The 15,292-nt window shown below is 42.8% G+C and carries 14 protein-coding genes; 3 read left to right on the top strand and 11 right to left on the bottom strand.

Annotated features, from left to right (window positions below):
- A partial coding sequence (locus B3S92_RS09970) for a DUF1294 domain-containing protein (protein WP_296205556.1) occupies window positions 1-416 on the bottom strand: 416 nt, incomplete at its 3' end.
- Window positions 417-678: 262 nt separating this feature from the next.
- On the opposite strand from B3S92_RS09970, the gene B3S92_RS09975 reads away from it, so the two are divergent.
- On the top strand, window positions 679-2,319 hold the full coding sequence (locus B3S92_RS09975; RefSeq protein WP_296205558.1) for an FAD-dependent oxidoreductase: 1,641 nt from the start codon (window positions 679-681) through the stop codon (window positions 2,317-2,319).
- A gap of 73 nt (window positions 2,320-2,392) precedes the next feature.
- Here the strand turns inward: B3S92_RS09975 and B3S92_RS09980 are convergent, their stop codons facing one another.
- Both B3S92_RS09980 and B3S92_RS09985 read right to left on the bottom strand, forming a co-directional pair.
- Window positions 2,393-3,082, bottom strand: a complete 690-nt coding sequence (locus B3S92_RS09980) for a TIGR00730 family Rossman fold protein (protein WP_296205561.1) — start codon at window positions 3,080-3,082, stop codon at window positions 2,393-2,395.
- Between the two features lie 303 nt (window positions 3,083-3,385).
- Window positions 3,386-4,081, bottom strand: coding sequence for a putative quorum-sensing-regulated virulence factor (locus B3S92_RS09985; RefSeq protein WP_296205562.1), 696 nt, complete (start codon window positions 4,079-4,081; stop codon window positions 3,386-3,388).
- Between the two features lie 316 nt (window positions 4,082-4,397).
- On the opposite strand from B3S92_RS09985, the gene B3S92_RS09990 reads away from it, so the two are divergent.
- Together B3S92_RS09990 and B3S92_RS09995 are read left to right on the top strand one after the other, a co-directional pair.
- A complete protein-coding gene (locus tag B3S92_RS09990) occupies window positions 4,398-5,396 on the top strand; it encodes a DUF1853 family protein (protein WP_296205565.1) in 999 nt (332 codons plus the stop codon).
- 104 nt (window positions 5,397-5,500) lie between these two features.
- Complete coding sequence (locus B3S92_RS09995) at window positions 5,501-6,253, top strand: IS5 family transposase (RefSeq protein WP_296205567.1); 753 nt, start codon at window positions 5,501-5,503, stop codon at window positions 6,251-6,253.
- 158 nt (window positions 6,254-6,411) lie between these two features.
- On the opposite strand, the gene bamB is transcribed toward B3S92_RS09995, so the two are convergent.
- The 8 genes from bamB to ndk form a co-directional block, all read right to left on the bottom strand.
- Window positions 6,412-7,608, bottom strand: a complete 1,197-nt coding sequence (gene bamB / locus B3S92_RS10000; protein WP_296205569.1) for an outer membrane protein assembly factor BamB — start codon at window positions 7,606-7,608, stop codon at window positions 6,412-6,414.
- A 211-nt stretch (window positions 7,609-7,819) separates the two neighbouring features.
- Window positions 7,820-8,647 carry a YfgM family protein gene (locus B3S92_RS10005; RefSeq protein ID WP_296205571.1) on the bottom strand — a complete coding sequence of 276 codons (828 nt, stop codon included), beginning with the start codon at window positions 8,645-8,647 and terminating at the stop codon, window positions 7,820-7,822.
- Between the two features lie 78 nt (window positions 8,648-8,725).
- Window positions 8,726-10,036: a histidine--tRNA ligase gene (gene hisS, locus B3S92_RS10010; RefSeq protein ID WP_296205574.1), complete on the bottom strand. Its 1,311-nt coding sequence runs from the start codon at window positions 10,034-10,036 to the stop codon at window positions 8,726-8,728.
- A 77-nt stretch (window positions 10,037-10,113) separates the two neighbouring features.
- Window positions 10,114-11,238, bottom strand: a complete 1,125-nt coding sequence (gene ispG / locus B3S92_RS10015; RefSeq protein ID WP_077451306.1) for a flavodoxin-dependent (E)-4-hydroxy-3-methylbut-2-enyl-diphosphate synthase — start codon at window positions 11,236-11,238, stop codon at window positions 10,114-10,116.
- Between the two features lie 140 nt (window positions 11,239-11,378).
- On the bottom strand, window positions 11,379-12,233 hold the full coding sequence (locus B3S92_RS10020) for a helix-turn-helix domain-containing protein (RefSeq protein WP_296205578.1): 855 nt from the start codon (window positions 12,231-12,233) through the stop codon (window positions 11,379-11,381).
- A 137-nt stretch (window positions 12,234-12,370) separates the two neighbouring features.
- On the bottom strand, window positions 12,371-13,153 hold the full coding sequence (locus tag B3S92_RS10025) for a tetratricopeptide repeat protein (protein ID WP_296205581.1): 783 nt from the start codon (window positions 13,151-13,153) through the stop codon (window positions 12,371-12,373).
- A gap of 140 nt (window positions 13,154-13,293) precedes the next feature.
- Complete coding sequence (gene rlmN, locus B3S92_RS10030) at window positions 13,294-14,472, bottom strand: 23S rRNA (adenine(2503)-C(2))-methyltransferase RlmN (protein ID WP_296205697.1); 1,179 nt, start codon at window positions 14,470-14,472, stop codon at window positions 13,294-13,296.
- Window positions 14,473-14,854: 382 nt separating this feature from the next.
- On the bottom strand, window positions 14,855-15,286 hold the full coding sequence (ndk, locus tag B3S92_RS10035; protein ID WP_296205583.1) for a nucleoside-diphosphate kinase: 432 nt from the start codon (window positions 15,284-15,286) through the stop codon (window positions 14,855-14,857).
- Window positions 15,287-15,292: the final 6 nt, after the last annotated feature.

Here is a 15,292-nt window from a genome sequence, read left to right on the forward strand (position 1 = left end):
GGGATGGTCGGATGCTTACATAAGTCGCCACCAGAAATAAGATACAGTAGCGCCGCTAGATTCACTAAAACTGTCAGGTAATACGCCAATCTAAACTCTGGCTTTTTAGTTTTATGACGCAGATAGTTTTGAGCCATCATGGCGCCCACCCAGCCTCCAAGCACACTAAGCAAGTGTAAAGTAGACTCAGGCGTACGCCATGTGCCCTTCTGAGCAGCTTGCTTATCCTTGGCATAAACCAAATAGGTGACTGCTCCTATTAATGCATACCAACCCACGATACTCCAACTAAGTTTACCCATAGCAGCAATTAATACTAAAACCGCATAAAAGCCCACGCCTAGCATAAGCTGTTGCTTCTGTTTTTGCTGAAAACTAACTGACTTGTTGGACCTTCTTATGGGGCTTTTTTTCATCATATTCTCTTAAAAATAACTTTGATTTTTATACTTTATTTTATGCTTGGTTTTACAACAGACTTTATAACTGTCTTTACAAGCCTAAACTTAAAAGTGCTTGCATAATCCACTCATCATCACCATTTACAGTATAAATCCTGGGTAAACTTTACGATGCTACAACCTTGACACAACAGTGATTTTTAGCAAAATTTGCTACTGTAATTGAGTATCAAATTAACACAACCCTCTATTAAGTATAACTATTGATTTTAATATAATGAATAAAAAAACTGATAATAACATTAAACAAAATCTGAACCACTTACTGGCAACCAGACCGTTGTCTAGAGGAGAACGTTTGAAAGTAGGTATTATAGGCGGCGGTGTTGCAGGGTCAACCATTGCCATTCGTTTGGCGGCTTTAGGTATTGAGACTTATTTATTTGAAGTTAAAGCCAGCTTAATCGATGGTCCCCCTATGTGTCACCTTCATGCGGGCGGTAATTTATATCGTGAAATACCTGACGAGGACTGCGTAGAGCTATTGAAACAGTCGATAGACATGTTACGCATGTATCCACACAGTATCGATGTTAGACCCACTGTGATTGCCATTCCTAAGCGAGATGAGGGTAATCCTGAAGACTTACTGCCTCGTCTGCAGTTACTTACCCGTGAATATGAAGCCATGATTGCAGCTGACCCTGCCAATAAGGTATTGGGAGAAGCTGAGGACTATTATCGCCTCTATGATAGACAGCAGGTACAGGAATTACTTGATGCCAATGATTCAGACCCCTCTTTATTTCCTGAAGATCAAATTCCTCAAAATCTAGATCACTGGGTAGTCAATGCAGCAAAACAACTAGACTTAGACAAACTTAAATTTCCTATCGTTGCCGTGCAAGAATATGGGTGGAATATTTTCCGTCTGGCGGCCTCTGCTCAGATTGCCCTAGGTTTTTATCCCAACGCTCACTTGTTACTTAATACTCAAGTTATTGATGTCAATGAAGCAAATAATACCGATAATAGTAACGCTACAGGACCAAAATGGGTGATCAATTACCAACAATCGGTGACGTCTGAGCAAGCTGAAACTAAGACTATTACAGTGGACTACTTAATTAATGCTTGTGGCTTTAAAACAGGCATTATTGATAACATGATTGGGGTTCCTGTGCAGCGTATGGTGGAGTTTAAGGCCTCCTATGTCACGTATTGGAATCGCGCACCAAAAGCATCTCCTGCTTCTAATCAAGACTTGATCCACCCTTCAATTAGGTTGCCGGAGATTATTATCCATGGCAAAAGAGGAACGCCTCAAGGTATGGTCCAGCTTACCCCTTACCCTGATGGCTATTATCAAATCCACAGTATGAATAAAGCTGTCACTTTATTCAAAGATGGTTTGGTGGCGACCAAAAATGACGACGCCCAGCCCGAGCTTAAACCAAAATATTTAGATTATATTGAAGAGGGCTGGAATCCAGCCACATTGCATGAACGCAGTCAAAGAGCCATTGATGAGGTCAGTGAGTTTGTGCCCAACTTTGCTACTGCAACCCCCACAGAAAATGCTTTATATGGCGGTCAGCAGATACCTGGAGACAATGACACCTTACGAGTTGCAGATGTCAGTCTTTATCCTGAGCTGAATTATGCTCGTGCTGAGAATGTAAAAGCCTCCTCAGCATTAGAGGCCTCTGACGATATTGTGGCCCTGCTTGAATCACAACAATTCATTGAATCAACAGCGCAGCAAAATGCGACTCGCCAGCATCATAAATGGATCTACTTGAGCAAAAGTAGCAAGCAGGATGTGGATGAGCTGGCACGGAAGCTTGCCACTGAACGTGCTTTCCCGGCACCCATGTCAGGGGTCGTTACCCCATTGGATCAACAACAGGCCGTTTAATTGAATAAAAAAAGAGCTGCCTTTAAACAAGACAGCTCTTTTTGGTTATAAAGAATACTAATCCAGCCTTCAGTTAAATTTTATGCGTGGCCACGGGATCATCGATATGGACCAGCTTATCAAGCAAAGCTACGGCCGATTCAATATCATCACATACCACCAATCTTTCAATATCTTCTTGCTTCATAAAGCCTTCTGCTGCAGTATGCTTTAAGTGCTGAATCAAAGGATCATAGAAGCCATTAATATTCAGAATAACCATGGGTTTTTCGTGTTGATAAAGTTGACGCCAAGTGGCAATCTCCATGATCTCTTCTAAAGTACCTAAGCCGCCAGGTAAGGTGATGAAAGCATCTGCATACTCTGCCATAATCGCTTTACGAGTGTGCATGGTATCAGTTAGGTGCAAGCGGGTTAAGCCTTCATGAGCAATCTCATGGTCTAACATAAAGGTAGGAATTACCCCTACTGCATGGGCACCACCTGATATAACGGCATCAGCCACGGCTCCCATAAGCCCAATACTGGCACCACCATAGACCAGGCCCATGTCATTTTTTGCTAAAGCCTCACCCAACTCTCTAGCTGCCGCTTCGTAAACTGGATTATTACCCATACGTGAGCCACAATAGACGGCTACCAAGGGTTGCTTGATAGTCGACTTGTCTACCACGTCACTCACATGCTCAACATCTTTACTAGTAATGGTTGTACGAACTGTTTGTACTGCTGAGTTGGTCTCAGCTTGTAACTTTTGAGTCATAAATAAATATCACCTTGAACTATTAGAAAGTTATAACTAGGTTGTGAAAACACAATGTTGTTATCATAACATAGTCAACAGCCTCGAACCTTGTCGCTGTGTTCGTTTTGGTTTAAAAACGATACCTTAATCTATCGAGTTTCATAATCCTATTTATAGGGGAATCACAGTGAGTAGGCCTACCCCTAATGACAATAACCCACCCATCACTTTAACCCTCATTACCGAGCGCAACTGGCGTTTGATTGCCAGCTTGTATTTACCGCAACAGTTTGGGCTGAACCACATTGCGCATATAAACCATTACTTTGATGGCTCTGATTCATTGGCTATACGGTGTTGTAATGCTGAGTATAGTGAGGGCGTTAAATTAGGAATATTGGCTAACATCCATTTAATATAGGCCATAGGTAGCTCGTCAATGCTCTGCCCTTTATATTTACCAAAGGGCATTTTTTTGACCGGCTTAGCACTGTTAGAAATTCTGTGCGCAGTGGCAAAATCGGTGGGGTCAAAGTTTAAGCGCTCACAACAGGCTTTATACAATAAGTAGCACATTCTGGCATCCCCAAGTGCATCATGGGCTGCTGCCGTCATATATGCCGCTTGTTCTTTGCCAACCAATTGTTCGATACACTTGGACTGAGAGTATCGATGCCATTCAGGAAAAGCAGCTCTAGCCAGTCGCACAGTACATATCAGCTTAACTTTGGGACGACCAATCACCCCCCAATCAAAACGCACATTATGACCGATGAGATAATCGCCTAGCTCAAGTCTAGCCAAATCAAAAGCTTCAAGTCCTGCCACATCGGCGTCGGTGATGCCATGGATTTTAGTTACGAAAGGTGAAATAGAACGCCCACTATTAAAATAGGACATCCACTCATGGCCTGTGGAGACCTCAATAGTGGCCACTTGAATCGGCCTAGGATCTCGGCCTTGGTCAGTCTCTGTGTCAACAACTAACGCGGTTGGAGTATCTAAATTATTTGGCATCGGCTCTTTAAATTTTGCTTCTTTGAGTTTGGTTTATTTACTTATAAGGGTTTGGCCTTAAGTTTATAATTATTTAAGCTTATAACTATTGATTTGAGATTATAATCAGTAAGTATACCGCCAGAAGGCCAGCTAGATGTCAGACTAAAGTTAAGCTAAGTTTGTTTTAAGTTGCAATCTCAGTCTTTAAGTTTCATTCCAGACTTTAAGGCCTCTACTGTTGCTATACTTACAGACTATAACCGATATACTTGTAGGCTATACCTCTTCGTTGACCTACTATAACCAATCCACAAACTATATTTTTGAATACCTTATGCCCCTTGATAAGTCACAACCTTGGCTACAATACAAACGTCCATTTGTCCGAGACTTGGCCTTCGCCCTTGCCTGTCCTGATGCTTTGAAACAATGGATCTCGGCTGATCCCAACTTAATATTACAGCAGATATTTGTGCATGAGCCCCAGTTTTGGCTTACTCAATATCAAAATTATGCCTCGCGTTTAGAACAATTGGATAATAGCCCTGCTTATCAAGACCTGACTCGATATCTGATGTCACGCTCCAGTCCTTATCGTTTGGGCTTTCATTTTGAAGGGCTGATTCATTTTTGGTTGGAAGATGGCTTTCGATTAGAAGTACACCCTTATAAAGTGGTGGCTCACAACGTACAGCTATACAGTGGCATGCAAACCACTGGCGAATTAGACTTTATTCTAAAAAATCATGAAACCAATGAGATTGAACATTGGGAATTGGCCATAAAGTTTTATCTAGGCTCAGCGCCCTATGATAGATTCGAGAATTGGGTGGGTATTAACGCTCGTGACACCCTGCAACGCAAATTAATACATATGCAAACCAAACCCTTTCGAAGTATCTGGATCGATTTGGATTTTTATAATAAGATAAAAATTGATAAACGCTATATGGTAATGAAAGGGAGGTTCTTCAAGGACAGCACCTGTAATGAGCCTAGCCCTGACTGGCTAAACGATACTTTTCCCATCCATAGTTGGTACCATATTGACAGTCATAGCGACTTTGAGGCTTTACAGATGCCTGAGTTACGCCCAGCACATTATATTGAATGGCTCACCCATCGGCCTTTCTATGATGCTGAGTTTTTGACTCAAAGCCACGTTACCAACTTAGATCCCCACTTAGACAAAGACGAGCTGCGTCGACGTCGCTACCGCCTATCGCAGTGGCCTTATGTGCCACTTGAGCTTAAGGACATCGATACCAACTTATATTTTAATCAAGGTGAACCTGTGGTGTTGGTTCGCGATAGATCAGAGAGCGCAAAATAATTTCTGGTTATTAGGGCGTGTTGAACATTGGGTATAAATTGATGGCAAAAAAAATAGCGAACGGTTAATCTTTAAGTTCTCACACAAAAAAGATATCGTTCGCTATGCCTCGCACTATGCTCAAAGATGAACACTGGACAAGACTAAGACCCATATTACTAGAACTTAATATCTATGACAAAGGAAATCTTAGACAAACGGTTGAAGGCGTGCTTTATCGCATGCGTGTTGGCTGTCCTTGGCGCGACTTACCAACGTGCTTTGGCAAGCCTAATACAATCTATAAAGCTTACCAGCGTTGGTTTCGCAGTAATAAGCTGATTGCATTATTTACGTTACTGATCAAAGACGCAGACCTTGAGTGGGTCTTCATTGATGGTACTCATATCAAGGCGCATCAGCACAGCAATGGAGGCAACGAGAATCTACAATCCATTAGTAAAAGTGTGGCAGGACGTTCGACCAAGATTCACTTGGCAGTTGATGCGCATGGCAATCCGATTACCTTTATCTTGTCAGATGGCACAACCCACGATGTTAAAGTCGCACCTGATTTAATAGACAAGGTTGACTTGAGTGATACAGAGGTTTTATGTGCCGATAAAGGCTATGATTCTGATGCACTACGAGCGCATATTGAACAAGCAGGGACGCATGATAACATCCCTCGAAAACGAAACACTAAGTCTTCTAACCACCATATGGACTGGGACTTGTATAAAGCCAGGCATCTAGTAGAAAACGCTTTCGCTAAGCTAAAACAGTATAGGGCGGTTGCCACCAGATTTGATAAACTCAAGCAGAGTTATGAGAATACGGTCGCTCTTGCTTGTGCTTATATCTGGCTCAAATTATGAATGTTCAACACGCCCTAATATCCTTTAATACTTACAAAAAAAAGAAGCCCAATAACTTAGGCTTCTTTTTTTATAATTTAGTCTTTTCTAATGCGGTTTTTTTGGTCTAGTCTTGTATTATCTAGCCACTATAATCTAGAGCAAGTAATCTAAAGCAATTAACGCGCTAAACGCCACACACTCACTTGACCTGATTTGGTCTGAGTCAGTAAGTAGCCACCTTGAGAGGTCAGTTTGACAATAGGCCCTTTGGTTTGGGTACGGCTGACAATACGACCATCTTGTGGTGATAAGAAGTGGACTACGCCCTCTAAATCACCGATAGCAATGTAATTGCCAATAAGCTCAGGGTTACTTAACTCACGATAAGCCAGAGCTTCGTTTTCCCATAATGGCTCGCCGGTTCGACGATCAAAAGCTTTCACTATACCGTCTAGTGTGGTGGTAATTACTGCCGTATCGGTAACCGCCAAACTGTTTTTACTGGCCGCTTCTTGTAAGAAAGTAATCTGACCACTGGCCAAATCTGCAGACATCAATTGACCACTATAACTAACGGCCAATAGCTGACCTCGATCCACAGTAGGGGTACCATCAACATCTGTCATACGCTGAATTTCACTGGCACCAGAAGGGATACCCACGCGGCGGTTCCATTTAGGAATACCCGACTCGATTTCAACTGCATGCAGACGACCATCGGCGCCGCCCATGAGCGCAGTTTGATTGTCTAATAAAGTGGGCTTAGCGCTACCACGGACACTAATACTTGGGGTTTGAGTTGCAAACTGCCAAATAGACTGACCCGACTGCAATGACAACCCATGCATAATCCCATCATTGGCAGACAGTATTACACGGTTATTATGGATTAAGGCAGGCGCCAGGACCGTACCACTTAGCTTATTTTCCCATTTAACTTGACCGTTATTAGTATCAAGTGCAACCACTCGGGCAGACTTAGTGGTGACCACAGCAGTCTGACTGGTGCTGTCAAAAGCAACCGCCCCTACGATGTCCTCTTTTAAGTCAACGCTCCATAGAGTTTGACCATTTAGGCCATAACTTTGGACTTTACCTGCCCCTGAAGCCACAACCAGTTGTTTGCCATCAAAGCCCACTTCAAAACGGTTAACATCCGCCAGCTTCGAGCGGTCACTAATTGAGGTCTGAAATACTGGTTCAACCACATTGATAGCTTGTTCAAGCTGAACTAATTTAGTCGGCTTATGCTCTTCAGGTTTAATGGTCTTTCCACAAGCAGCAACCAAGGCAATGGAAGCACACAGAACAGTAATCTTTGAGGCTTTAGCGATAAGGCTTGCTGGTGTAGATAGCGGTTTATTGTTATACATAGTTGAATCAGCTCAATCAGGTTAAAAATCATAGTGCCAAAAAAAGCTTGGGAGCCTTCTTGGAACTAATCTTATGGTTGTGTATGTTATAACAAATTCGGTTATAAACAAAAAGTCAAAAGGCTATTTATTGTAATTACTTATTGTAACTCAGCTTGGCTCGTAGGTCGCAATCATAAAGTAGTTGCTACCTAAATAGCAGCTTGTCACCTTATTGCGCTGCATCTTCAGAAGCAGCGGCTTCCATTTCAGCAATAGCCGCTTCTAGCTCAGGATTAATCTCATTGGTTCCTGCTAATTGCGCTTGCTGCATAGCTTCAACGTCCACAACTTGCTCAGCAGGTTCAATAGGCTTAGGACTTATTCCTAAGTTTTCAAGCTTCAAGCGCAAGAAAGGACGTTCTTCATGACGCTTAGACAATAAGCTCCATGCATTTTCATAAGCACGTACCGCTTTCTCGTTGTCTTTTTTGGCCAAATAAATATCACCTAACAGCTCTTGCTGACTGGCTTCAAAAGCAACAGGTACATCAATAGAAGCTTGAGTTAACGCAGCGTCTACATCACCACTGGCCAATAGGACTGTGGCATAACGAAGCTGGGTAATAGAATGCAGACCTGCGTCCTTTAAATCAATCTCTAACGCCTTTTTCAAAGCCGCTAAAGCGGTCTTCATATCATTGGCATCCACCGCATTACGCGACTTAATCATAAGCGCTTGCCACGCATAAACGGTATTACCATGTTCTGCTACTAAAGCATCGATATCAGAATTTAGCTTTTTGCTGGCTTCAGCATTGCCCTCTGGTTGACCCAATAGCTCATCATTGGCCGCTTCAATGGCCGCATATTTATCTGCGGCTACCGTGTCAGCTTTCATACCTGAGTTTTGCAGGTAGTTCCAACCAAAATAGCCTATTAGCGCCAGTAATATAGCACCAATGATATAGCCAGAAGCCTGCTTGAGCTTCTCCATTGACTGGGGTTCACCATTGGGATTATTCATTTGTGGTGAATTAGAAGAGGGAATCTTGGCCATAAATCTACCTAAAAAGTTAATTACCGAATATGCAACAAAAATGTATTGCCAATTGCTTAATCTAAGATAAGTTTCGAATTATAAACTAAAGTTTTCAGAACTGTGTAGCCATAACTTATCTTGGCTTACTTGCTCCCCAGTTTCCATGGTCTTAATACTGATGCTGCCGTTTTCTATTTCGTCTTGCGCTAAGATAACCGTTATTTTAGCCCCTGACTTATCGGCTTTCTTCATTTGTGCCTTCATGCTGTTGGCACTAGACATTTTGATACGTAAGTCCTGACGGGCTTCGCGCAAGGACTGGGCGTATAGCAATCCTTCAGCGTATAAGTCAGGATGAACCACCACAAACACATCGCAAGATGCAAACTCAGGCATTGGATTAACCGCTTGCACCAATAGCAACAGTCTTTCAAGACCCATGGCAAAGCCTACCGCTGGATCTGACTTGACCGCTTTGGCTTTATCTGCCGACTTACCAATAGATTTTAACTGGCCAATTAAACCATCATAACGACCACCGGCACAAACCGTAGCTTGTGAACCCAACTTATCGGTCACCCACTCGAAGACCGTTTTGTTATAGTAATCCAAGCCACGTACCAGTTTAGGGTTGACCACGTAATCGATACCGAGCGCTGTTAAGTAGGTTTTTAATTGCTCAAAATGCGCTTTACTGTCTTCACCCAAGTAGTCGGCCAGCTTAGGGGCATTTTCTAAAATTGCTTGAGTCTCTTTATCTTTACTGTCTAAGATACGCAGGGGATTGGTAGTTAGACGGCGCTGACTGTCTTCATCTAGTAAGTCTTTTTTATTATTTAAAAACTCAACTAGAGCCGTACGATAAGCCAAACGCTCATCCAGCTCACCTAAGCTATTAATTTCTAAAGTTAGCTCATGGTCAATGCCAAGACGCTGCCACATTGTGTGCGTCATCGCAATCAGTTCAGCCTCCACATCAGCAAGCTCACTACCAAAAGCCTCTACGCCTAGCTGATGGAACTGGCGATAGCGGCCTTTTTGCGGCTGCTCATAACGGAACATAGGTCCTATATACCAAAGCTTAGGGCTATCACCACGCAGTAAATTATGCTCAATAACTGCTCGCACTGCCCCTGCTGTGCCTTCAGGACGAAGGGTAATGGGTGTCGGTGGGTCAGACTTATCAGTGAAGCTAAACATCTCTTTTTCGACGATATCTGTTGCATCACCGATGGCACGGGCAAATAGCTGAGTTTCTTCGACAATAGGCAGACGAATTTCATCATAGCCAAATTGATCCAGAACATTCTTTAACAGGCTCTCTAAATAGCGCCATTCACTGCTAGGTTGGCTGCTAGAAGTAGCCACGTGCAAAATGTCATTAAAACCTTTAATTGACTTAATCATACTATTTGCCTAAATACTTTTTATTCAGCTTAATCTATAAGAAGTTGGAGAACTAAGACAGTTGCTACGTTAACAACCTACTTGCTGCCATCCACACGTAAAATCTCATTGGCCGCTTGTTGCTCTGCTTGAGCCACACGCTCCCTGACCATTTTTTCGATATTATCTACCACAGTATTGGTGTCGATTAAGTGGCTCTTCTCACCTTGTAAATACACCAATGAATTAGGAGACGCCCCTACCACACCAATGTCGGCTTCTTTGGCCTCACCTGGGCCATTCACCTTACATCCAATTACCGAAACATCCATCGGAACTCGCACATCTTCCAAACGCGCTTCTAGCTCATTCATCACTCGAATCACATCAAACTCTTGGCGAGAGCAACTCGGACAGGCAATAAAGTTAATGCCATTGGCACGAATACCCAGTGACTTTAAGATATCAAAGCCAATTTTAATCTCATCTTCAGGCTCAGCGGCTAATGAGATACGAATGGTATCGCCAATGCCGTCTAATAATAAACCGCCTAAAGCAATGGCAGACTTAACGGTACCGGTACGATAAACCCCGGCTTCGGTTACTCCTAAGTGTAGCGGATTATCGATTTGCTGCGACAGCAGGCGGTAAGCATCTAAAGTTAAAAACACATTACTGGCTTTTACTGATACTTTGTATTGATCAAAATTCAAGCGGTCTAAAATATCGATATGGCGCATGGCAGATTCCACCATGGCCTCGCCGGTTGGCTCTGTATATTTGCGCTGAATCTCTTTTTCTAAAGAACCTGCGTTAACCCCAATTCGAATAGGAATATCGTAATCACGGGCACAGGCAACCACTTCTCGAACCTTGGCATCGTTACCAATGTTACCGGGGTTAATGCGTAGACAGTCTGCCCCTGCAGCCGCAACCGCTAAGGCAATCTTATAATCAAAATGGACATCTGCAATTAACGGAATATTGACTCGTTTTTTGATTTCTGCAAAAGCGGCAACCGTATCCATGGTAGGCGTTGAAATACGCATCATATCAGCGCCAGCTTCCACACAGCGTTGTATCTGAGCGACCGTAGCCTCCACATCACAGGTATCAGTGTTGGTCATACTTTGGACACTGATTGGAGCATCACCACCGACTGCCACATCACCGACATAGATTTTTTTGGTTTGACGACGTTTAATTGGAGAGGGAGTAGACATAAGACTTCTCAGTTGACTGAAAATTTATAGAATGATTATCTAATCATGTAAGGCTTAGCTAACTTGTTAACTCATTAAAATAAGCATAACTAAGCCCATAATTTTGAATGGATAAAGTAGAAAACGAAATCAATTAGCTATTAAGGGGCTAAGCTAAAGTTGGCCTGGTTATTCTGGGCAAACTCATTTAGCTTAATCGACTCCCCATTAAGATTCAAAGTCACATTAGACACATTGCCAATTTGCACGTTAAATGGCGCTTTACCAGATAGCTTATAGTTGCCAGCAGCCTGCTCGCCTGTCAATAAGGTTTTACCTGTGGCATCAACCACCGTTAACGGCGTGGTGTCTGTAACGCGAAAGTCTAAAGTAGCCTCTTGGGCGTTGGCAGCATCAAGATTCAAGGCCGAGCCTGAGCTCTGTAAATCATCACCGCCACTTACCACAGTAGTGGTCACTGCAGCCCCCGCTGACTGCTCACTGTCAGATAAATCATCTACCACAGCAGTGTCTTGTGTTTCAACCTGTGAGGCATCCTTAGCATTTGAGATAGTACGAATTAAAAACACCGCCAAAATAATTAGACCAATTAAGCCCAGTACCAAAAGCGGATTAATACGAATAGAGCGACGACCTTCTCGCTGCAAAGTACCCATGGGCTTTAATGGAGATTCGATATCATCGACACTTTTCTTTTTTAACTCGTCAGGATAATTACGGTTAAAGCTCTCTGAAATCTCATCTGGATCTAGCCCAACATACTTAGCATAGTTAATCACGAAACCTCGGGCAAAAGCCGCTTGTGGCAAAGACCTAAAATCCTCTGCTTCAATGGCCTCAAGATGGCGACGTAGGATAAACAACTCAGCCGCCACATCGTCTAAAGTTAGATTTTTACTGATACGGGCTTGTTTGAGTCGATTACCAAACGAGCCGAGATTCTGATTTGATGTATCTAAGGTGGGGGTCAACGGGTCTTTTCTATCGATTTCCATGATGCCTCTGGGTTACGAATCCAAATTTTTAGCTTTTTGGCTTCTTCACTATGCGGTAAGTCAGCTAAAGCTGTCGCGAATTATGTCTATGCATGAATAACTTAATTTATGCTTAATTATATTATATTTAGGTCAAGCTAAAGACTCAACTTAGCCCCTTGTTGCTGTATTCTAGGATGGATTATGTCCTGCTCTGCTACTAGAGCCAACATCTCAGCATATAGAATTTTAGCTTGTTGCCATTGATTGCTCAAAATCAATAAATCTACTAGCTCTAAGTGCGCCAAGAAATTATTACGATCTCGCTCTAAGATTCTAACAAAAGTGTCAGTAGCAAGCTCATAATTATCCACCTTCAAAGCGGTAACGCCTAAGTTTTCTAAGGCTTTTATCCGGCCTTCATAGCCTAAAGCGGCTCCAGCTATTTCAAATTGAATCAGGGCTTCCTCATATCGGCCCAACTGCGCCAGATAAACCCCGTAATTATTGCGCGCTTTCATCAACTGTGGCTGCAATATTAAAGCTTTTTGAAAGTAGCTTTCCGCCTTAGTGATATTTAAGGGGCTGCCTTCCGTTTGCAGCAAAATTCCCATCATATCATAAGCAGGGGCATAAGTTTCATTGGCCGCTAACGCTCTTTCTAGCTGGCGCTTGGCATTATCTAACTGATTATGCTGTAAATATTGAGCCGCCATTTGAGTTCTAATATAGGCAATCTCATTGGCTTGTCCACTAGAATATAAGGGACTGGCCGCATGCTGCGCATCTGGATAGGTCACCGACTGACAACCTAGCATAAATCCTGTGGTCGCCATCACTATAGCAAGACGCTTGTAAGTACTAGCCAAGCCAAAACTTCGGGATAATGTCAGCCAACTTATACGCTCAGTAGTCAAATAGTTCTGAGCAATGCTTGTCATTTTTATCCCTAAATAGATTTTGTTTGGCTAAATATAGCACCACCTGCAGGGTATTGTAACGGCCTAACCCAGTTTGTGCACCTAAAACCTCTAAATTTTTTGTCCTAAGCTATCCTCTATTGCTAGCAACAATAGCAATTCTAATTTGATTCTTGCTCAGCCTGACGAGACTTAATACTTTGTTGCCACTTAGCAGAGCGGCGGGTTCTATCTGCTACCTGTCCTACTAACTGACCACAAGCAGCATCGATATCATCGCCACGGGTTTGACGAATGGTACAAACAAAGCCGGCATTATTTAGAATATTGCTAAAGGCATGGATACGGTTATTACTCGAGCGATCATAAGGCGCATGCGGAAACGGGTTAAACGGAATTAAATTAATCTTGCTAGGCAACCCTTCGAGCAATGCTACCAACTGATGAGCATGCTCGTCACTGTCATTGACCCCTGCCAGCATCACATACTCAATGGTAACGTGCTTTTTATGACGAGGGTTATTGTCATGAACATAAGCTTTGGCTGCAGCAATCAGTTCACTCAACGGATATTTTTTATTAATAGGCACCAACTCATTACGCAGCTCATCATTGGGCGCATGTAATGAAATGGCTAAGGCCACATCTATGTCTTTATACAAGTCATACATTCTTGGCACAACGCCAGAGGTAGATAGAGTCACTCGACGTTTAGACAGTCCATAAGCATGGTCAGACAGCATAAGGCTCATCGCAGACACTACTGGCTTATAGTTTAGTAATGGTTCACCCATCCCCATCATCACTACGTTTGTGACATTATTTTGCCACTCCGAGCTGTCCACGCCCTCCATATACGAGGCATTGGCCACCCATAGTTGCCCGATAATTTCAGCAGGGGTTAAATCTCGCTCAAAGCCTTGCTTACCGGTACTACAGAAACTACAGTCCAAAGCGCAGCCCACTTGAGACGAGATACATAAAGTTTTACGGCCATTAACCTTACTGTCGTCAGCAGGAATTAATACTGTTTCTACCAAAGAGCCGCCGGCAACTTTAAATACCCACTTGCGAGTCCCATCTTCACTAAACTCTTTGTGCACCACTTCTGGCGCCTCAACACAAGCCTGCTCACTCAACTTCTCACGTAGACCCTTAGATAAGTTGGTCATTTGTTCAAAGTCGGTTACCCCATGCTGATAGATCCATTTCATCACCTGAGTGGCTCGAAACGGCTTCTCCCCTATCTGCTTGAAGTACTCCCCTAACTGCTCCTGACTCATACCAAGGATATTGGTTTTAGTCTGAGTTTCTTGGTTGGGATTGAATGTGGCTGGCATGCTGTCAGCAGGCTGCATTGGAATTTTGGTCATGAGGACTAACTACCCTAATAGGATATGTGGGTTTGATAGATACGATCACAGTAGAGCGTAAAGATAGCTTTTTTAATTATTGAAGCTAAAGGCATATAAAGCTAAGCAGTTTGATGTATAAATATAAAATAGTTATCTATAAAAAAACTGCTTAATAGTATGTGGCTATTATAACTGATATTTTCAACTCAAATGAGTTTTGTCAGTGTCAGCATCTTAACAAGCCTTTAAAAGCTTGGCTGTGAATTTATAATGAAAAACGGCTAAGCCTCAGGCCTAGCCGTTTAGTTTATAGCCCTGGTTTTTATTTATCTAAAACTGGCTAAAACTTAAACTCTAAAAGCTTAAATTAACGAGTACGGTCTAATACTTCGTCTTCGTTAAAGAAATAAGCGATTTCACGTTTTGCTGATTCAGCTGAGTCTGAACCGTGTACTGCGTTTTCATCAATGCTTGAAGCGAAGTCTTTACGGATAGTACCTTCTTCAGCTTCAGCTGGGTTAGTAGCGCCCATGATTTCACGGTGCTTAGCAATAGCGTTTTCGCCTTCTAGTACTGATACCACTACAGGACCTGAAGTCATGAATGAGACTAAGTCATTGTAGAAAGGACGCTCTTTATGCTCAGCGTAGAATCCACCTGCTTTTTCATCATTAAGATGAAGCATCTTAGCACCAACAATTTTCAGACCTGCTTCTTCAAAACGGCTGTAGATAGCGCCAATGTGGTTGCCGCCTACTGCGTCAGGCTTGATGATAGATAAAGTACGTTCGATAGCCATGTTAAG

This window comes from Psychrobacter sp. UBA3962 (assembly GCF_002385225.1).
Lineage (GTDB): Bacteria > Pseudomonadota > Gammaproteobacteria > Pseudomonadales > Moraxellaceae > Psychrobacter.